This is a genomic window from Pseudonocardia alaniniphila (assembly GCF_022524485.1).
Taxonomy (GTDB): Bacteria; Actinomycetota; Actinomycetes; order Mycobacteriales; family Pseudonocardiaceae; genus Pseudonocardia; species Pseudonocardia alaniniphila.
Genome location: NZ_JAKXMK010000025.1, coordinates 44,469 through 63,634, shown reverse-complemented (window position 1 = coordinate 63,634; position 19,166 = coordinate 44,469). Strand labels below are relative to the sequence as shown.

At 70.7% G+C, this 19,166-nt stretch carries 20 protein-coding genes; 5 read left to right on the top strand and 15 right to left on the bottom strand.

Features of this window, described 5'->3' with window-relative positions; translation table 11 throughout:
* The 3 genes from MMF94_RS27165 to dxr all read right to left on the bottom strand — a co-directional run bounded on the left by MMF94_RS27165 (position 1) and on the right by dxr (position 3,149).
* On the bottom strand, positions 1 to 540 hold the full coding sequence (locus MMF94_RS27165) for a phosphatase domain-containing protein (RefSeq protein WP_241040038.1): 540 nt from the start codon (positions 538 to 540) through the stop codon (positions 1 to 3).
* A 120-nt stretch (positions 541 to 660) separates the two neighbouring features.
* Entirely contained in the window at positions 661 to 1,950 is a 1,290-nt protein-coding gene (locus MMF94_RS27160; protein WP_241040037.1) for a M50 family metallopeptidase, read from the bottom strand.
* The gene (dxr, locus tag MMF94_RS27155) at positions 1,947 to 3,149 is read right to left on the bottom strand and encodes a 1-deoxy-D-xylulose-5-phosphate reductoisomerase (RefSeq protein ID WP_241040036.1); all 1,203 of its coding nucleotides are present in this window, start codon (positions 3,147 to 3,149) and stop codon (positions 1,947 to 1,949) included. The genes MMF94_RS27160 and dxr overlap by 4 nt, the downstream gene beginning before the upstream one ends.
* A 124-nt stretch (positions 3,150 to 3,273) precedes the next feature.
* On the opposite strand from dxr, the gene MMF94_RS27150 reads away from it, so the two are divergent.
* Both MMF94_RS27150 and ligD read left to right on the top strand, forming a co-directional pair.
* Positions 3,274 to 3,552 carry a DUF2631 domain-containing protein gene (locus tag MMF94_RS27150; RefSeq protein WP_241040035.1) on the top strand — a complete coding sequence of 93 codons (279 nt, stop codon included), beginning with the start codon at positions 3,274 to 3,276 and terminating at the stop codon, positions 3,550 to 3,552.
* Between the two features lie 6 nt (positions 3,553 to 3,558).
* Positions 3,559 to 4,527: a non-homologous end-joining DNA ligase gene (gene ligD / locus MMF94_RS27145; RefSeq protein WP_241040034.1), complete on the top strand. Its 969-nt coding sequence runs from the start codon at positions 3,559 to 3,561 to the stop codon at positions 4,525 to 4,527.
* Between the two features lie 53 nt (positions 4,528 to 4,580).
* Here the strand turns inward: ligD and mug are convergent, their stop codons facing one another.
* Positions 4,581 to 5,138 carry a G/U mismatch-specific DNA glycosylase gene (mug, locus tag MMF94_RS27140; protein ID WP_241040033.1) on the bottom strand — a complete coding sequence of 186 codons (558 nt, stop codon included), beginning with the start codon at positions 5,136 to 5,138 and terminating at the stop codon, positions 4,581 to 4,583.
* A 95-nt stretch (positions 5,139 to 5,233) separates the two neighbouring features.
* Between mug and MMF94_RS27135 the strand changes: the two genes are divergently transcribed.
* Positions 5,234 to 6,835 carry an HNH endonuclease signature motif containing protein gene (locus MMF94_RS27135; protein WP_241040032.1) on the top strand — a complete coding sequence of 534 codons (1,602 nt, stop codon included), beginning with the start codon at positions 5,234 to 5,236 and terminating at the stop codon, positions 6,833 to 6,835.
* A 74-nt stretch (positions 6,836 to 6,909) separates the two neighbouring features.
* Positions 6,910 to 7,977, top strand: coding sequence for an ATP-dependent DNA ligase (locus MMF94_RS27130; RefSeq protein ID WP_241040031.1), 1,068 nt, complete (start codon positions 6,910 to 6,912; stop codon positions 7,975 to 7,977).
* Positions 7,978 to 8,037: 60 nt separating this feature from the next.
* Here the strand turns inward: MMF94_RS27130 and rlmN are convergent, their stop codons facing one another.
* From rlmN to rpsB, 9 genes are all read right to left on the bottom strand, one after another.
* Positions 8,038 to 9,144 (bottom strand): dual-specificity RNA methyltransferase RlmN, encoded by a 1,107-nt coding sequence (gene rlmN / locus MMF94_RS27125; RefSeq protein WP_241040030.1) that lies wholly within the window; start codon positions 9,142 to 9,144, stop codon positions 8,038 to 8,040.
* Positions 9,141 to 10,280: a hypothetical protein gene (locus MMF94_RS27120; protein ID WP_241040029.1), complete on the bottom strand. Its 1,140-nt coding sequence runs from the start codon at positions 10,278 to 10,280 to the stop codon at positions 9,141 to 9,143. Before MMF94_RS27120 ends, rlmN begins: the two co-directional genes overlap by 4 nt.
* 76 nt (positions 10,281 to 10,356) lie before the next feature.
* Entirely contained in the window at positions 10,357 to 10,896 is a 540-nt protein-coding gene (locus MMF94_RS27115; RefSeq protein ID WP_241040028.1) for a hypothetical protein, read from the bottom strand.
* Between the two features lie 62 nt (positions 10,897 to 10,958).
* Entirely contained in the window at positions 10,959 to 11,696 is a 738-nt protein-coding gene (locus MMF94_RS27110; protein ID WP_241040027.1) for a class I SAM-dependent methyltransferase, read from the bottom strand.
* Positions 11,696 to 12,532, bottom strand: a complete 837-nt coding sequence (locus MMF94_RS27105; protein WP_241040026.1) for a phosphatidate cytidylyltransferase — start codon at positions 12,530 to 12,532, stop codon at positions 11,696 to 11,698. Before MMF94_RS27105 ends, MMF94_RS27110 begins: the two co-directional genes overlap by 1 nt.
* A gap of 34 nt (positions 12,533 to 12,566) precedes the next feature.
* Positions 12,567 to 13,124: a ribosome recycling factor gene (gene frr / locus MMF94_RS27100; RefSeq protein WP_241040025.1), complete on the bottom strand. Its 558-nt coding sequence runs from the start codon at positions 13,122 to 13,124 to the stop codon at positions 12,567 to 12,569.
* On the bottom strand, positions 13,121 to 13,888 hold the full coding sequence (pyrH, locus tag MMF94_RS27095; RefSeq protein ID WP_241040024.1) for a UMP kinase: 768 nt from the start codon (positions 13,886 to 13,888) through the stop codon (positions 13,121 to 13,123). Before pyrH ends, frr begins: the two co-directional genes overlap by 4 nt.
* A 40-nt stretch (positions 13,889 to 13,928) precedes the next feature.
* A complete protein-coding gene (tsf, locus tag MMF94_RS27090; protein ID WP_241040023.1) occupies positions 13,929 to 14,744 on the bottom strand; it encodes a translation elongation factor Ts in 816 nt (271 codons plus the stop codon).
* Positions 14,745 to 14,831: 87 nt separating this feature from the next.
* Entirely contained in the window at positions 14,832 to 15,731 is a 900-nt protein-coding gene (gene rpsB / locus MMF94_RS27085) for a 30S ribosomal protein S2 (protein ID WP_241040022.1), read from the bottom strand.
* 1,026 nt (positions 15,732 to 16,757) lie between these two features.
* Between rpsB and MMF94_RS27080 the strand changes: the two genes are divergently transcribed.
* Positions 16,758 to 17,171: a M23 family metallopeptidase gene (locus MMF94_RS27080; protein ID WP_241040021.1), complete on the top strand. Its 414-nt coding sequence runs from the start codon at positions 16,758 to 16,760 to the stop codon at positions 17,169 to 17,171.
* A gap of 18 nt (positions 17,172 to 17,189) precedes the next feature.
* On the opposite strand, the gene MMF94_RS27075 is transcribed toward MMF94_RS27080, so the two are convergent.
* Positions 17,190 to 18,080, bottom strand: a complete 891-nt coding sequence (locus MMF94_RS27075) for a FliA/WhiG family RNA polymerase sigma factor (protein WP_241040020.1) — start codon at positions 18,078 to 18,080, stop codon at positions 17,190 to 17,192.
* Positions 18,055 to 18,969, bottom strand: a complete 915-nt coding sequence (locus MMF94_RS27070) for a tyrosine-type recombinase/integrase (protein ID WP_241040019.1) — start codon at positions 18,967 to 18,969, stop codon at positions 18,055 to 18,057. Before MMF94_RS27070 ends, MMF94_RS27075 begins: the two co-directional genes overlap by 26 nt.
* Positions 18,970 to 19,166: the final 197 nt, after the last annotated feature.

Here is a 19,166-nt window from a genome sequence, read left to right as displayed (position 1 = left end):
CTATGTGCGACCCGTGTCCTCCTGGGCCTTGCGCAGCGTCGACGAGTGCGGCAGCCAGGTGGCGAGCTCTACCGGCCATCCGTCGGCCTCGAGCAACGAGACGACCGCGGGGTCGTCGTCGAGCACCGACACCACACTCCGCACCGCGGAGAGCTTCCGCAGCACCTCGCGCTTGACCCAGCGAGCCGGGCGCTGGTCGTCGTCGGCGCGCATGACGAGCGGCTCCACCGGCAGGTCGTGGCGCACCAGCCAGTCCTCCGTGAGCCGCCGGGTGCGCTCGGGCCGGCCGGTCAGGTAGAGCACATCGTGGGCCGCGAGCGCGGCACGAACCCGCTCAGCACCCTCGACGAGGAGCGGGTCGCGATCGGCGGCCTGGAAGAAGTGCTCCCAACGCTGGGGACGGGCCTCCAGGTGGTGCAACCGGTGGCGGACGTCGGCAAGCACGCCGTCGATGTCGAACACGGCGAGAGGGTTGCGCTCGGAGTACGGGTCACGCGGGACCGTGGGTGGAGCGGGGACACCCGCCGCGCTGATGGTCACACCTTCAATTATCCAGGTGACGATGCGGCTCGCCGCCGGTCGTGGCGGGCACCACGTTTCCGGTGATGACCTGCGGCAATGCTGCCGAGAGCACTATCGGCAGCACCGCCGGGAGAGCCGTCAGAAGAGCTGGACCGGGTTGATGATGTCGGCCACGAACAACAGCGCGCTCCACCCGATGAACACCAGCGCCACGACGTAGGCCACCGGCATCAGCTTGGCGACGTCGACGGGACCGGGGTCGGGCAGCCCGCGCAGCTTCGCGATCCGCCGTTTCACCGCCTCCCAGATCGCCGGGAAGATCTGGCCGCCGTCCAGCGGGGGGATCGGCAGCAGGTTGAACAGGAACAGCGAGATGTTCAACCCGGCCAGGAGCTGCAGGAACACCGAGAGCTCGGCGAGTGGCGGGGCGTCGGAGGCCAGGATCTCCCCGCCGATCCGGGAGGCACCGACGATGCCGATCGGACCGTTGACGTCACGCTGCTCGCCGAGGAACACCGCCCCGAACAGCCCCGGCACCCGGGCGGGCAGCTGCACGATCGCGTGCCCGGTGCGGGCCACGATGTCGCCGATCTGCTCGAAGACGGCACCGACGTCCTTGCGCTCGTAGGCCGAGACGAGGCTGACACCGAGGAACCCGCCCTGGACGGTCTGCGAACCGTCGTCGAAGCTCGTCAGCTCGGTGCGGATCGGGGTCGGGTGCAGGTCGATGCGCTGACCGTCGCGTTCGACGGTGACCGTCACCGTGCCCGAGGACGCCCGGATCGCCTCCTGCAGGTCGCGACCGTCGAACTGCGTGTAGGGGTGCCCGTTGAAGGCGACGATCCGGTCGCCGGGCCGGAAGCCCGCGGCGGCGGCCGGCGTGGGGGGCGCGCCCGGGGGGCACTGCTCGGTCGACGGCGCGGTGGCCGAGACCACGCAGGCGCTCACCTGGCCGACGTCCGTGGTGGACGTGGGCACGCCGATACCCATCAGCACGACCGCGAAGAGGAACACCGCGAGGACGAGGTTCATGAACGGGCCCGCGAACATCACGATGATGCGCTTCCACGGAGCCCGCAGGTAGAACTGGCGGTCTGCGTCCTCGGGCTTCACATCCATCGCCGACTGCTGGCGAGCGTCGTCGATCAGGCCCTGGAACGGACCGGTACGACGGCTCCGGCCGAGCGTCTCGCCCTTGGCGGGCGGGATCATCCCGATCATCCGGATGTAGCCGCCCAGCGGCACGGCCTTGAGTCCGAACTCCGTCTCGCCGACCTTGCGCGACCAGATCGTGCGACCGAAGCCGACCATGAACTCGGGCACCTTGATGCCGAACCACTTGGCTGTGGTGAAGTGGCCGAGCTCGTGCCAGGCGACCGAGAACAGGATCCCCACGAAGAAGATCACGATACCGATCACGGTCATCATGTGGTCGCTCCAGCTTGTCCGGTACCGATGCTCGCTCCGCCGGCGCTGCGGGAGACGGCCTCGCGCGCGTGGGCCCGTGCCCACTGCTCGGCCGCCAGCACCTCGGCCACGGTAGCGGGGTCGCCGTGCCAGGCATCGGCGGCGTCGAGCACGCCCTCGAGGACCTCACAGATGCCGGGGAACGGCAGCGCACCAGCGACGAACGCGGCCACGGCCTCCTCGTTGGCGGCGTTGAGCACCGCCGGCAGGCAACCGCCCACCGTGCCTGCCGCCCTGGCCAGCCGTACACCGGGGAAGGCGTCGTCGTCGAGGGATTCGAAGGTCCAGCTCTGAGCCGCGTCCCAGCGGCACGGCTTCGCGGCAGCCGGGAGCCGGTCGGGCCAGCCGAGCGCGAGAGCGATGGGCAGCTTCATGTCCGGCGGGCTGGCCTGCGCGAGCGTCGAACCGTCGACGAAAGTGACCATCGAATGCACGATCGACTGCGGGTGCACCACCACGTCGATCCGCTCGTAGGGCACGTCGAACAGCAGGTGCGCCTCGATCAGCTCGAGGCCCTTGTTCACGAGGTTGGCCGAGTTGATCGTGACGACGGGGCCCATGTCCCACGTCGGGTGCGCCAGCGCCTCCGCCACGGTGACGCCGGCCAGCTCGGCGCGCCGCCTGCCCCGGAACGGGCCACCGGACGCCGTGAGCACCAGCCGGTCCACCTCGTTCACCCGGCCGCCCCGCAGGCACTGGGCGAGCGCCGAGTGCTCGGAGTCGACAGGGACGATCTGGCCCGGCGCGGCCGCTCCCGTGACCAGGGCTCCCCCTGCCACCAGCGACTCCTTGTTGGCGAGAGCCAGGATGGCCCCGGAGGCGAGGGCCGCGAGGGTGGGGCCGAGCCCGACCGACCCTGTGATCCCGTTGAGCACGGTGTCGGCGCCCGCAGTGGCGGTGAGCTCGGTGGCCGCATCCGGGCCGGCAAGGACCTCGACGTCCGGCAGCAGCTCCCGCAGCGCGACGGCGGCGTCGGCACGGGCCACCGCCACCCGGTGCACGCCGTGGTCGCGGGCCTGCCGGGCGAGGAGGTCGAGGTCGCCACCGCCCGCGGCGAGTCCTGCCACCACGAACCGATCCGGGTGTGCCGCGATGACGTCGAGCGCCTGGGTGCCGACGGAGCCCGTCGAACCCAGCACGAGAACGGAACGCTTACTCATCGCACTCTCCCGCCGCGCCCGGTCAGCGCATCGCCCGGGCGCAGTGGCATCGACTCGCTCACACACTCACTCATCACCACCCATCATCCCTGCTGCCCTGTTGTGCGACGATGAGGCCCACATCGTGGATCTGGAGGACGGCGTGGCGAGGAACTCCCGAGAGCTGGCGCAGCGGCCCGCGGTCGACCCGTTGGACGAGCCGTCGGCGGAGTGGGGCTGGCACGGCGGGTTCCCGCGCGGCTCCGTGATCGCCGGCTGGGTGTCCGTCGTGATCCTGCTGCTGCTCACGATCGGCAACCACGAGGGCAGCACCGAGGACATCTGGCTGGTCGGCACCGCCGTCCTGATCGCGTTCGGTCTGATCCTCCACGCGATCCGCCGCCGCCACGCCTGGCGCCGCTGAGCGACGATGGCCGGTCCCGCCGTCGAGCTGGAAGTCGGTGACCGCGTCGTCCGGCTGACCAACCCGGACCGCGTCTACTTCCCGGCCCGCGGGGAGACGAAGCTCGACCTTGCCCGCTACTACATCTCCGTCTCCGACGGGATCGTGCGGGCGCTTCGGGACCGCCCGTGCATGCTCCACCGGTTCCCCACGGGCGTCACCGGCGAGAAAGTGCACCAGAAGCGGCTGCCAAAGGGCGCGCCCGACTGGGTCCGCACCGTTCGCGTGCACTTCCCCCGCTGGAACCGGCACGCCGACGAGCTGTGCGTCCAGCACCCGGCCGACGTGGTGTGGGCCGTGCAGATGTCCACGGTGGAGTTCCACCCGTGGAACAGCCGTGCCACCGACACCGAGAAGCCCGACGAGTGGCGCATCGACCTCGACCCGATGCCCGAGGCGTCCTACGACGACGTGCGGAGGGTCGCGAACGTCGCCCACGAGGTGCTCGACGAGCTGGGTGCTACCGGCTGGCCGAAGACGTCGGGCGGCAAGGGCATGCACGTCTACGTGCGGATCGCGCCGGACCACGGCTTCTCCGACGTCCGCCGGGCCGCGCACGCGTTCGCCCGCGAGGTGGCCCGTCGCTGCGATCTCGTCGATCTGACGTGGTGGCGCAAGGACCGCGACCCCAAGTCGATCTTCGTCGACTACAACCAGAACGCGCGCGACCACACCATCCGCAGCGCCTACTCCGTACGTGGGGTGCCTGAGGCGGTCGTCTCCACGCCGATCCGGTGGGACGAGGTGGGCGAGGCCAACCCGCAGGACTTCACCATCGCCACCGTGCCTGCGCGCTACGCAGAGCTCGGTGACCTGCACGCCGGTATCGACGACGCCGTGTTCCTCATCGACGAACTCCTGGAGTGGGCCGATCGCGACGCCCGCGACGGAGCCGCCGAACCGCCGACCGAGGACGTCCAGGACCTCGACGCCTGAGCGCAAGCGCGGACGACCCCGGACACCGCTGGGGGCGCGCCTCCGGCGCAGGGTCAGGCGTCGGCCGCCGCCCGCAGCCGGCCGTACTCCTCCACCATCGCCGCGAGCGACCAGTGCGCGTTCAGGCCACTCGGGTTGGGCAGCACCCAGATCCGCGTGTCCCCCAGCCGTTCGTCCTGCGGGCCGACCACTGCGCGCGGCACGTCGAACGCAGCCCGGTAGGCCGTCACGCCGACCACTGCGAGCCATCGGGGCCGACGCTGTTCCACCAGCTCGTGCAGCCGCTTCCCGCCCGCCACCATCTCGGCCACCGTGAGCTCGTCGGCGCGTGCCGTGGCTCGCGGGGCCATGTTGGTGATGCCCAGCCCGAGCCCGCGCAGCTCACCCTGCTCGGCCGGGAGCAACAGTCGCGAGGTGAAGCCGGATCCGTGCAGGACCGGCCAGAACCGGTTGCCGGGTCGGGCGAAGTGGTGACCGGTGGCCGCCGACACGAGACCGGGATTGATGCCACAGAACAGCACGCGCAGGGGCGGATCGTCCGGGCCGGGCAGCACGTCGTCGAGGGTGCGATCGCGCGCCGCCTCCAGCTCGGCCCGGGTCAGACGGGGCACACGAGTGCCTTCGCGGGAGCGGTCATCCTTCGATGATCCCCCTGTTGTTTCCAAAAGCCGGTGGTGGGTGACGAGGTTGACGTAGAGTCGAACGCATGTTCGAAGATGCCGGAGTGCCTCCTCTCGTGGAGGAACACGCGGTGTTCAACGACCGGGAGGACGACCAGCGCTGGTCACCCGCAGGTCCGCCGGACGCGTTCGACGAGCCGTCAGACCGGGGGGCGCCGGAGTCTGCCCCTGCACATGAGCAACCGTCGGGTTGGGCGGCGTTCGAGCTGGGCGCCGGCGCCGCTGACCCGTCCCGGCTCTCGGACGCGCAGCTGATCGACGCCATGATCGGCTGCGAACGCGCTGCGGCGTGGGCCGAGGCCCGCCAGGCTCGCCTGATGGCGGAGTTCGCGAAGCGCCGCCCGCCCGACGACCCCACACCGGCGGGCTCCGACCGGCTCTCCGTCACCAGCCCGTTCGCACCCGACGAGGTCGGGCTCGCCCTGCGGCTGCCACGAGGGAGCGCCAACGCCCGGATCGCCCGCTCCCTCGAGCTCGTCCACCGCCTGCCCGAGACGTTGCAGGCCTGGGAGAGCGGGCACATCGACGAACGACGCGTCACCGCAATCTGTGACGCCGTCCGCCACCTGTCCCCCGCGAAGGCGCAGGCCGTGCAGCAGCGGGTCCTCGCCCGCGCGTCCGAGCAGACACCGGCCCAACTCCGGGCCTCGCTCAACCGAGCGGTGCTGAGCGTCGATCCCGACGGCGGCGCCGAGCGGCACCGCAGGGCTCGCTGCGACCGGCGGGTCGCCGTCGGCGACGAGAGGGACGGGATGGCGTCGCTCTGGGCCCTGCTCTCCGCGCCAGATGCACGCTCGGCCTACCAGTGGCTCTCGCGCCTCGCCCGCGGGATCGGTGCCGACGACCCTCGTGGCATGAATGCCCGCCGGGCCGACCTCCTCGTCGACCTGCTCACCGGCAAGCTCACCTGCGCGGCCGCCACACCCGTGACATTTCACTCCGACGAGGCGACCCGGCACCCCGACCATGTCGACCAGACCGAAGGAGCCGACGGCGCAGGTAGCGCCGGCGTCTCGGCTGCATGCGGTGATCCCGACGCGGGTGATGGAGCCGACTCGGTGCCCCCGCGTCCGGTGAACCCCGGCAAGCCCCTCGTCCAGGTGATCATGCCGTTGTCCACCCTGATGGGCGCTGACGACCAGCCCTGCGAGTTGGTCGGCCACGGCGCCATCCCCGCCGACCTCGCTCGCGAGATCGCCACCGACGCAGTACTGAAACGCCTGGTCTACGACCCTCTCTCGGGAGCCCTGCTCGATCACGGCCGCACCACATACCGGCCGCCGGCCGCCCTCGCCGACTTCGTCCGCGCCCGTGACGTCTACTGCCGCTCACCGATCTGCAGGCGCCGGGCCATCGACGCCGAGCTCGACCACATCGTCCCGCACCCCAAGGGCCCCACCAGCGCCGACAACATGGCGGGCTGCTGCGCCCACGACCACCGCATGAAGCACGCCCCCGGCTGGCAGGTCCGTGCCCACGACGACGGTGGGATCGAGTGGATCACTCCCACCGGGCACAGCTACCTCAGCCACCGCTACGACTACCGCCCGGACCAACCGACTGCGCCACCAACCGTCGGGGAAGTTCCTCCCCCGCAGGAAGCCCACCACCCCGATCCGCCTCCCTGACGCGCACCCACCCGGACGACGGTCAATACGTCCGCAGGCTCGACCGCGGCGCTGGTAGTCGCCAGACTGGCCGCGTGCACCTACCTGTGATGCCGCCCGTAGCGCCGATGCTGGCGAAGCCCATCGGCGATATTCCTGCAGGTCAGCTGTACGAGCCGAAATGGGACGGCTTCCGGTCGATCATCTTCCGGGACGGCGACGAGGTGGAGATCGGCAGCCGCAACGAACGCCCGATGACGCGCTACTTCCCTGAGATCGTCGAGGCCGTTCTCGCGGAGTTCCCCGAGCGTGCCGTCGTCGACGGGGAGATCGTGGTCGCCGACACCGCGCGCAACACCCTCGACTTCGAGGCGCTCCAGCAGCGGATCCATCCGGCCGCGAGCCGCGTCAAGCTGCTGTCCGAGCAGACACCCGCCAGTTTCATCGCGTTCGACCTGCTCGCCCTCGGAGACGAGGACCTCACCGAGCAGCCGCTCGAGGACCGCCGTGCCGCACTCGAACGTGCCTTCGCCAGCGCAGCACCCCCCGTACATCTGACACCTGTCACCCGTGATCTGGACACCGCGCGGAAGTGGTTCGAGCAGTTCGAGGGCGCAGGCCTGGACGGACTCATCGCGAAGAAGCTCGATCTGCGGTACCAGCCCGACAAGCGCGTGATGAGCAAGATCAAACATGAGCGCACCGCCGACTGCGTCGTAGCCGGCTACCGGGTACACAAGTCCGGCCCCGATGTGCTCGGCTCGTTGCTCCTCGGTCTGTTCGACGACCGCGGCGTGCTCAACTCCGTCGGTGTGGTCGGCGCGTTCCCGATGGCGACGCGACGATCGCTGTTCACCGAGCTGCAGCCGCTGGTGACGACGTTCGACGAGCATCCCTGGAATTGGGCAGCGCACGAGCAGGGTGAACGGACGCCCCGCAAGAACGAGACCAGCCGCTGGAACGCCGGCAAGGACCTGTCGTTCGTCCCGCTGTGCCCGGAGCGTGTCGTGGAGGTCCGCTACGACTACATGGAGGGCGACCGGTTCCGCCACACCGCACAGTTCGTGCGCTGGCGGCCGGACCGTGATCCGGAGTCGTGCACCTACGACCAGCTCGAACGGCCGGTGCGCTTCAACCTCGCCGACGTCCTTACCAGCGGCTGAAAACCTCGGCGAGGTCTCCGAGCCTCCTCAGACGCGAGCCGCGGTCACCCGCTCCAGGGCTCAGGCCTGCGACGCGGCGAGCTGACCGCAGGCAGCCGCGATCTCCCGGCCCCGCGTGTCGCGCACCGTGCACGCAACCCCGGTCGCCTGCACCCGCGCGACGAACTCGTCCTGCACCCGCCGCGGCGAGGCATCCCATTGGCTGCCCGGGGTGGGATTCAGCGGGATGAGATTCACGTGAACGCGCTTCGTGCCGACCTGCTGGCGCAGCAGCGTGCCGAGGAGGTCCGCCCGCCACGGCTGGTCGTTGACGTCGCGGATCAGGGCGTACTCGATCGACACCCGGCGTCCGGTTGTCTGGGCGTAGCGGCGCGCGGCCGCCAGCACCTCGCTCACCTTCCAGCGGTTGTTGACGGGCACGAGCGTGTCGCGCAACTCGTCATCCGGCGTGTGGAGCGACACCGCGAGGGTGACGGGCAGACCTTCAGCGGCCAGCTTGTCGATCGCCGGAACCAGCCCGACCGTGGAGACGGTGACGCCGCGCGCGGAGATGCCCAGCCCATCCGGCGACGGCTCGGTGATCCGCCGCACCGCGGCGACCACTCGCTTGTAGTTGGCCAGCGGCTCGCCCATCCCCATGAACACCACGTTGGAGAGCCGGGCGGGACGGCCCAGCGCGCCGTCGCGGGCGGCGGCCGCGGCCTGCCGGACCTGCTCGACGATCTCGCCCGTGGACAGGTTGCGCTGCAGCCCGCCCTGCCCTGTGGCGCAGAACGGGCAGGCCATGCCGCAGCCTGCCTGGCTGGACACACACACAGTGGCACGGTCCGGGTAGCCCATCAGGACGGACTCCGCGCGAGTGCCGTCGTGGCCCTTCCACAGTGTCTTGCGGGTGGCACCGTCGTCGCACGACTGCTCGAGGACGGGCGTGACCAGCGGTGGGAGCAACGCACGGAGGGTGTCGCGAGCGCCGGCCGGCAGGTCGGTCATGGCGTCGAGGTCCGCGGTGAAGCGGCCGAAGTAGTGCCGGGCCAGCTGGTCGGCGCGGAAGGCGGGCAGGCCGAGCTCACCGGCCACGGCACGCCGGTCGGCGGGGTCGAGGTCGGCGAGATGGCGCGGCGGGGTGGCACGCTTGGGTGCGTCGAACACCAGAGGCAGAGCAGTCATGACCCGTCGATTGTGCCAGGCCGGGCCATGTCGTCCCGTCGGCGAAGGGCATAGGCCAGAACGGCAGCGCCGAGCGCGGGGCCCCATACGGGGAACGGGAAGTAGAGCAGCATTCCAGGCGTCCCGCTCGTGACCGCCATGACCGAGAACGGGAGAGCGGCCACGGTGAACAGGGTCGCCACCAGTGTTCCCGGCACAACGGCTGCAGCCACCGGGACGGGCCGTCCCCGCAGCACCGGCAGCCAGCGGGGCCAGACCTCGCCCCAGCAGGCGACGAGGCCGGTGGTGAGCACCGCGCCGGCCAGAGCGGCCAGGCCGAGCAGCAGCCCGTGCAGCCTGATCTCGGGATGGTCAGCCAGTTCCGCGGCGTCGCCGCCCAGCGGCCACGGGGTCAGCCACGTCAGCCGGACCAGGCCGTAGGGCAGCGCGCAGACCGTGGCGATCACCACCGCGACCCTTCCCCAGCGCGCTGCGGCGGCGGGCTGCATCCATACAGGGGCCGGGCGGTCAACCCGGATCCGCAGCAGCGTGTGCGTGCCGAACAGGCCCCAGACCAGGCCTCCGACCAGGAAGAACAGCAACACGGCCGGCGGTCCCGCCCGCTCCGCACTTGTCGTGATGACGTCCAGGTAGCGCAGGAGGACGGCTCCGTCCGCGAGCCCGGTGAACCAGGCCAGGGCCGCTACCAGTAGGAGAACGCCAACCACCCAGGGGCCGCCGCGCCACCGCCAGGCCCCGGCAAGCACCACGCCGAACAGCACGGGTGGCCCGAGCATCGCCATTGCATAGCCGACGAGGGTGAGCGGTTGGATCCCGGGAACGACCAAGCCGAAAACCACGGCGAACACCGCAGCGGTTCCCACGACGATGACCGTCGTGCCCTGTGCCGGCTGCCGCCGCGCGGCGAGGCACGCGACCACCGTCCCCCACACCCCCGCCGCAACGAGCAGGAGTGGCATCGCGGCTGCGGGCACCACGCCCAGCAGGGTGCCGAACGTCGCCGGATCGCCCGGGACGAAGGGGTAGCGCCGCGGCTGCCACAGCCACCAGAGGCCGAGGCAGATCGCCAGTGCCGACCAGGTCAGGGCCGGGACGGAAGAGGGAGCAGTGAGTCTGCGTTCGCGCGCGATGACCATGCCGGAGACGATCCGCCGATCACGCTGCGGTTCCCTCCCAGCTGCGAGGGAACCCGATCCCCCGTGGGAGGGAGAGTCAGCGCCGGACGCGCTGCCGCGCCTCGTCGAGCAGACCAGTGCGGTACGCGCCGGCCAGCCAGAGGATCCCACCCGCGACCAACCCGACCAGCCCCTGCGGGTACATGTTCCCCGCGGAGTCCAGGGCGAGCAGCGCGCCCACCGCTCCGAGCACCATCAACCCGCCCCCGGCGGCGAGGAAGACCCGTTCGTCCAGCTGCGACGACAGGAGAATCAGGGCCACGCCCACCATCGCGCACGCGATGGGCACCGTGAGCTCACCGAGGCCGAAGTAGCCCAGCACCGTGCCGGCCACCGCCACCAGAGCCACGGTGATGCCGAGCAGTCGGAGGAACCGTCCGCGGCCGCGTGGCGGCAGCGGGACGCCGGTTCCGTACCGCTTCTTCAGGGCGACGATCAGGCCGGCGGTGACGCCCAGGCCCCCCGCCAGCACGACAGTGCCCACGCCGGCGTCGAGCGCCGCCGCACCGATCGTCCACCATGCCCCGCCGGCGATCGGCTCGACATAGGGCACGTAGGGCTCCGCGGATCCGCGCATGGCTCCACGGTATCCAGAGCGGGCCGCATCTTGTCGGCGACCACCCTCAGCGACCGGGCCACTCACGCCTGCGATATGGCTACTTTGCGGCGCACGTGCACGCGGTACCCGACAGGCACCGCGAGCCCGACGGTCTCGGCAACGGCACGCTCGGCCACCGCGCGGGAGAACTCGATCCGCAGCACCGCCTCACAGGAGGCACGGTCGGGAAAGCGCCAGGTAGTCGGCACCCGGCGCAGGCTGAAGCCCTGCTTCTCGAAGAAGCGCTCGACGCGCGCCGGGTCGTAGCGCGGGATGTCGGCGCGCATCCAGCGGCCGTAAGGCTCCACCGTCGCGTCCAGGTCGACGATGGCGATTGCCCCACCCGGACGCAGCACGCGCTGCGCTTCCGCCAGCCCTGGCTCGCATCCAGGACCGAAGAAGTACGCGGTGCGCGCGTGCACGACATCGACACTCGCATCCGGCAGCGGAAGCGCGGCGGCGCCCGCCTGCAGCACCCGTGCACGCGTCCCGACACGGCGGCGTGCGCGCTCGACCAGGGGCGGATGCGGCTCGACGCCCGTCACCGACGCCGCCTCCGCCGCGAAGACCGGGAGGTGGAATCCGTCGCCGCAGCCCACATCGAGCACGTCCAACCCGGCCCACGGCGTGAGCTCACGCAGCACCGTCCACACGGCACCGTCGGCGTCCTGTGCGCGGTTCTCCTGCTCGTAGACCTCGGGCCAGTTCCAGATGTTGGGGCTCGGGATCAGCGGGTCCGCGCCTACGGCGGCAGCCACTGCAGCGCGCAGCGACCGCATCACGGCACGGGCACGACGATGCTGAGCAGCAACCAGGCCACGACGGCTGTGGGGAGCAGCGAGTCCAGCCGGTCCATCAGTCCACCGTGGCCAGGCAACAACGTGCCCATGTCCTTGATCCCGAGATCGCGCTTGATCATGGATTCGACGAGATCGCCCAGCGTGGCGCTGACCACCAGCAATGCGCCCGTGAGCGCTCCCCACCACCAGGCCCCACCGAGCAGGAAGTGGACGGACAGCGCTCCCGCGAGCATGCCGGCTACCTGCGATCCGGCGAAGCCCTCCCACGACTTCTTCGGGCTGATCATCGGCGCCATCGGATGCCGACCGAGGAAGACCCCCGCCGCGTAACCACCGATGTCGGACGCCACGCCACAGATCAGGAACGTGAGCACACGACCGAGACCGTCGTCGGCCACCACCATGAGCGTGGCGAAGGAACAGAAGAGCGGCACATAGGCGGCCGTGAACATCCCGGCCGTGACGTCACGGACGTAGTGCACCGCCCCGGTGCGCATCCGCCAGATCAGCATCGCAAGTGCCGTGAGCACGAACGAAATGGCCAGGCCGCGCAGCCCGAACGGCCACGACAGCCACACCATCGCCTGCCCGCCGACGAGCAGCACGGTGATCGGCACCTCGATGCCTGCGCCGCGACGCAACGCACCGGCGAGTTCCCAGGTGCCCACCGCCGTGGCTACGGCGAGCACGGCGATGAAGAAGTGTCGTTGGAACAGCAGTGAGGAAAGGATCACCACGCCCAACGCGACGCCCACAGCGATGGCCGCCGCGAGGTCGCGTCCTGCGCGGGAAGGCCGGCTGGCCGAGGGGACCATGGCCGTGGCGTGAGAGGAGGAGGCCGTCACCGGGTCAGACTTCGAGGAGTTCCGCTTCTTTGTGCTTCACCAGATCGTCGACCTGGTGGACGTACCGGTCCGTGGTGGCCTGTAGCTCTTTCTCGGCGCGCCCGACCTCGTCCTCACCCGCGTCGCCGTCGCGCACGATCCGGTGCAGCTCGTCCATCGCCTTGCGACGGATACTGCGGATCGTCACACGCGCATCCTCGCCCTTGCCACGCGCGACCTTGACCATCTCGCGGCGGCGTTCCTCAGATAGCTGAGGAATGACGACGCGAATAATCTGGCCGTCGTTGCTGGGGTTGAGCCCGAGGTCGGAGTCGCGGATGGCCTTCTCCAGCGCCTTCAGCTGACCGGCGTCGTACGGCTTGATGACGGCCATGCGCGCCTCCGGGACGTTGATGGAGGCGAGTTGGTTGATCGGCGTCATCGTGCCGTAGTAGTCGACGGCGACTCGCGAGAACATGTTCGGCGTTGCCCGACCGGTGCGGACGCTCGCGAGGTCGTCCTTGGCCACCGAGACGGCGCGTTCCATCTTCTCCTCGGCGTCGAAGAGCGTCTCGTCTATCACGGCTGCTCCTGCGGGTAGTCGGGCGTGCTGACCAGCGTGCCGATCCTCTCACCCCGCACCGCTCGGGCAATGTTGCCCTCCACCAGCAGGTTGAACACGATGATCGGCATCTTGTTGTCCATGCACAGGCTGAACGCGGTGGCATCGGCCACCGCCAGCCCCTGCTCCAGCACTTCACGGTGGGTGATTTCGTCGAACAGCTTCGCGCTGGGGTCGACCTTCGGGTCGGCGGTGAACACACCGTCGACGCTCTTGGCGAGCAGCAGCGCCTCCGCCCCGATCTCCAGCGCGCGCTGTGCACCCGCTGTGTCGGTGGAGAAGTAGGGCATGCCCACCCCGGCGCCGAAGATCACGACGCGGCCCTTCTCCAGGTGCCGGATCGCGCGGCGCGGGATGTAGGCCTCCGCGACCTGGCCCATCGTGATGGCCGTCTGCACCCTGGTGTCGACGTGGTGCTCACGCTCCAGGAAGTCCTGCAGCGCCAGGCAGTTCATCACGGTGCCGAGCATGCCGATGTAGTCGGCGCGCGCCCGGTCCATACCCCGCTGTTGCAGCTCGGAGCCGCGGAAGAAGTTACCGCCGCCGATCACCACCGCGACCTGGGCCCCGGTGGCGACCACCTCGGCGATCTGGCGGGCAACCGTCTCGACCACCCTCGGGTCGACACCGACGGACCCGCCGCCGAACATCTCGCCGCCGAGCTTGAGCAGCACGCGGCGGAAGCCGGGGTGGGCGCCGTCGGCGCCGGTCCGAAGGTCGGTCATGACTCCCCGTCACTCATCTCGGATCGGAGCAGCCGGCCTGTCAGGCCTGGCCGACCTCGAAGCGGACGAACTCCTTGACCGTGACGCCCGCTGCGTCGAGCAGCGCCTTCACGCTCTTCTTGGAGTCCTGGACGGACGCCTGCTCGAGCAGGACGACGTCCTTGTAGAAGCCGTTGATCCGGCCCTCGACGATGCGGGGCAGGACCTGCTCGGGCTTGCCCTCCTCGCGAGCGGTGGCCTCGGCGATGCGCCGCTCGTTCTCGAGCACGTCGCCGGGGACCTCGTCGCGGGTGGTGTACTGCGGCCGAGCAGCGGCGATGTGCATCGCGACCCCCCGGGCGGCGTCGTCGTCGGCCCCCTCGTAGGAGACCAGCGCGCCGATCGCCGGCGGCAGGTCGGAGGCCCGCCGGTGCAGGTACAGGGCGACCGGCCCGTCGACGTGGATGTAGCGCTTGAGCTCGAGCTTCTCGCCGATGCGGGCGGACAGCGCCAGCACGGCCTCCTCGACGGTGCTCCCGTCGAGCGGGGCCTTCTTCAGCGCGTCGAGGTCGGCGGGCTGCTGGTCGACCGCGACCCGCAGGATCTTGTCGGCGAGTGCCTGGAAGTCGGGGCTCTTCGCCACGAAGTCAGTCTCGCAGTCGAGCTCGACCATCGTGCCGCCCTCGGCCGCGACGAGGCCGTTGGCGGTGTCGCGCCCGGCGCGCTTGCCGACGTCCTTCGCGCCCTTGATGCGGAGCAGCTCGACGGCCTTCTCGAGGTCGCCCTCGGACTCCTCGAGGGCCTTCTTGCAGTCCATCATCCCGGAACCGGTGAGGTCCCTGAGCTTCTTGACGTCGACGGCGGTGTAGTTCGCCATTTCGGTGCCTCTGGTCCGTTTCTCTTCAGGCTGTCGGGACGAGCGACGTTCGGGGCCGGTACCACCGGCCCCGAACGGGGAGCGGGATCAGCCCGCGGTCTGCTGCGTGCCGTTGCTGGTGGTGGCCGGCGCGGGCTCGGAGGCAGGGTTGGGCGACTCGCTCGCGGGACCGCTGGCCGTGAGGCTGGCCCCGTCGGAACCGGCACCGTTGGTGAGCAGGTTCTGCTCCCACTCGGCCAGCGGCTCGTCGGTGGCGACACCGGCCTCCGGCTTGTCCTCGCCGTCTCCCCGGCTGCGGGCCGCACGCGCCATGAGCCCGTCGGCAGCGGCGCGCGCGATCACCTTGGTGAGCAGCGCGGCCGACCGGATGGCGTCGTCGTTGCCCGGGATCGGGAAGTCGACCTCGTCGGGGTCGCAGTTGGTGTCCAGGATGGAGACGACCGGGATGCCCAGCTTGCGAGCCTCGCCGACGGCGATGTGCTCCTTCTTGGTGTCGACGATCCAGACCGCGCTCGGGACCTTGGTCATGTCCCGGATACCGCCGAGCGTCTTCTCGAGCTTGGTCTTCTCGCGGGTGAGCATGAGGATCTCCTTCTTGGTGCGACCCTCGAAGCCCCCCGTCTGCTCCATCGACTCCAGCTCCTTCATCCGCTGAAGGCGCTTGTGCACGGTCTGGAAGTTGGTGAGCATCCCGCCGAGCCAGCGCTGGTTGACGTACGGCATGTTCACGCGGCCCGCCTCGTCGGCGATGGCCTCCTGCGCCTGCTTCTTCGTGCCGACGAACATGATCGTGCCGCCGTGGGCAACGGTCTCGCGGACGAACTCGTAGGCCCGGTCGATGTACGACAGGGTCTGCTGCAGGTCGATGATGTAGATGCCGTTGCGCTCGGTGAGGATGTAGCGCTTCATCTTCGGGTTCCAGCGCCGGGTCTGGTGCCCGAAGTGCACACCCGAGTCCAGCAACTGCTTCATGGTGACGACGGCCACGGCCGGTGTTCACCTCTCAGTCGGGCGTGGCCGCTGAGCGGCCACGCGCGCGGTTTCGCGGAGCGCCGGTTGGCGGCACCGCCCTGGCGTCGCGCCGGTGGCCGGACCCACATGGAGCTGCGCGGGACCGCCCGTCCACCGTTTCCGCCGGCGGGCCTGAAATGGCCGAACCGGGCAGGGCACGCGAGCGCGCGAAGTCACCCCTGACAGCAGTCGGGGTGCAGGAGAAGTGTACGCCGAGGCGGGGAGGGCCCTCTCCTCGCATCCCTCGGTTGTCCACATCCGCACCCGGCCGTCCACAACGGGGACGAAGGCGGTGTCTACCGCAGGCCACCGGGTCAGGCTGGGGCGGTGACCGAGGAGCGACAGCGGGCGCCATCCAGGATGCCACCGCGGCCCGCATGCCTGATGCGCGTGGAACGCATTGCCGCGCTCGTGTGGGCTCTGACCTCGGCGCTCAGTGCCGGGGTGATCGTGGTCGCCGGCGGTCCATCCGGCGAAGCCGCCCACCTCGCCCCGTACCGGGCCACCGTCTATGACCCCGCCGGTCACGACGTAGGACGTGCGTATCGGACGGGAGCGCCGGGAAGCCCCGCACCGGACTCATCGCTCGACCTCGGTCCGGCTGTCGCCCCTGCTGCTCACCGTCCGTCGACCACGGTCGGCGGCACAGCGATCAGCGCCGCAACGGGCTCCACCGCATCCCCACCCGCAACGGGCCCGGCGCCTCCCCCAGACGTGGCTGATGTCCCTCCATCCGGTGCTTCGGTTCCCCCGGCCGGGGCCGGCTCCACCGGGCCTCCGCCTGCAGCCGGCATTCCTGCTCCTCCGCCCGGCGGCGGGGTCACCGCCCCGAGGGCCCGCTCCACCACACCTCCACCTGCAGCCGACATTCCTGCTCCACCACCCGGTGCGTCAGCTCCCCCAGCCGGGGCTGGCTCCATCGCGCCTCCGCCTGCAGCCGGCATTCCTGCTCCTCCGCCCGGCGCCGGGCTCGCCGCCCCGGGAGCCGGCTATGCGTGGCCGATGCTCCCTGCGCCGGTGGTCGTCACGCCCTTCCGCGCGCCCAGCCACCCCTACGGGCCGGGGCACCGGGGCGTGGATCTCGGCGGAGCACCGGGTGGGCCGGTTCTCGCCGCGCGAGCCGGCACGGTCGTGTTCGCGGGGCCTGTCGGCGGCCGCGACCTCGTGTCCGTGCTGCACGACGACGGCCTGCGCACCACCTACGAGCCGGTGGTCCCCGCGGTCGAGACCGGTGCCGTGATCCGGGCGGGTGAGGTCATCGGGCTCCTCCAGCCCGGGCACCCGGGCTGCGCGGCGCAGGCGTGCCTGCACTGGGGCGTCCGGCGGGATCGCAACGAGTACCTCGACCCCCTCGTACTGCTCCGGCCGCCGCGGGTGCGCCTGCTGCCCGTGCCGATCCCGTGGCCGGATGGCTGAACGTGAGCGGTCCCGGCGTCAGCCTGCGGCGAGCTCCTCGAGCCGGCCCCGAAGCCGACCCACCAACCGGGAATGCAGCTGGCACACCCGCGACTCGGTCACACCGAGCAGAGTGCCGATCTCGGCCAGCGTCCGGTTCTCGAGGTAGTAGAGCCGCACCACCGTGCGGTCGCGTTCGCCGAGTTGCCCGACCGCCGCCGAGAGCTGCCGCAACGTCTCATGCGCCTGCACGATTGCCATGGGGTCGGGGGCACTGTCGTCAGCGAGCAGCTCCGACACGCCACCGCTGCTCTCCTCCAGCGCTTCCACGCTGATCACCTGTACCTGCCGCGCGAACGAGCGCAGCTCGTCCACCGCCACACCCAGCTCGTCGGCCAGCTCCCGTTCGGTCGCCGCGCGCAGCAGACGCCCTTCCAACCGCTCCTGGGCCCGCTCGAGCTCACGGACGCGCCCCCGCACGCTGCGAGGCACCCAGTCCTGCGCCCTGAGCTCGTCGAAGATCGCGCCGCGGATGCGTTGGCCGGCATAGCTCTCGAACCGCGGGCAGCGCTGCGGGTCGAACCGCTCGATCGCGTCGATGAGCCCGAAGATTCCGCACTGCACCAGGTCGGCGTGTTCGACGTAGGACGGCAGTCCGGCGGCCACACGGTTGGCCACCGAACGGACTAGTGGCGTGTAGTGCACCACCAGTCGGTCGCGGAGCGCACGCGTCGGCTGCTCCAGATAAGCGGCCCAGACGTCATCGACCGGTGACGGCTCCACCGCTCGAACGGAGGCGTCACCGGGCTCCAGAGCCTCCGCGTGTTCGGGCGGAGGCTCCACTGTGGCCATGACGACCGGCGGTCCCACGGCTCTGAGCTGCGCCGACTGGACCAGGACACGGTCACGCCCTGGGATGCGCCTGCTCATGAACCACCTTCAACCGCTCGACGGTGACGTGCGTGTAGAGCTGAGTGGTTGCTAGCTTAGCGTGACCGAGCAACTCCTGTACGTAGCGGAGGTCCGCGCCGCGCTCCAACATGTGTGTTGCTGCGGCATGCCGCAGTCCGTGCGGTCCGACGTCCGGTGCGCCCGGGACTGCGGAGAGCGCCTGGTGGACGACACCACGGGCCACCCGCGGATCCAGCCGGCCTCCGCGGGCCCCCAGAAGCAGGGCAGGCGGCGACCCGCTGCGCACCAGCGCCGGGCGGCCAGTGGCGAGCCACCGGCGTAGTGCGCCCTCCGCCGGCACTCCGTAAACGACCGTGCGCTCGCGATCGCCCTTGCCCACCACGCGCAGTGCCCGCCGATCGGCGTCGATGTCGTCGAGGTCGAGGCCGCACAGCTCGGCGACACGGACCCCCGTGGCGTAGAGCAGTTCGAGGACCAGCAGATCCCGCAGCGCGACGGGCTCTCCCTCTGCGGCGCCCGAGCCGGCGGCATCGAGCACCGCGGTGGCCTCCGCCACCGTGGGCACGGCAGGCAGCGCGGAATTCGGTCGCGGGGACGCCAAGCGTGCTCCGGGATCGGTGGGGATCCGGCCGGTACGCCGGGCCCACCCGGTGAAGGTGCGGGCGGCTGCCGCCCGCCGGGCCAGGGTGGAACGACCCGCCCCTGCGGCGTGTCCGGCAGCAAGCCAGCGGCGCAGCACCGGGAGGTCGAGATCCTGGAGATCCGCGATGCCGGCAAGCAGACCGCTGAGGTCCGAGCGGTACGCCCGCACCGTGTGTGGCGAGCGGCCGCGTTCCAGCGCCAGATGTCGCAGGAACTCCTCAAGAGCCGCCGCAACATCCGAAGTGAGCTGCCCCGACGAGGTCACAGATCGACGGTGGGCGGCGGAACGCTCCTGGTCAAGGGCTACGGCGAATGCATACCGTACGCAGTTGGATCATGTGCGTCCTGAGGACACCACTCGCCGCTTTCAGCCATCGTCGCGCCGGCTCCGGCCCAGATGCCGGAACGTTCAGCGGCCGACCGAACTGCACTAAGCGGAGGAGGCCGGCGAGCCCGCCGGTG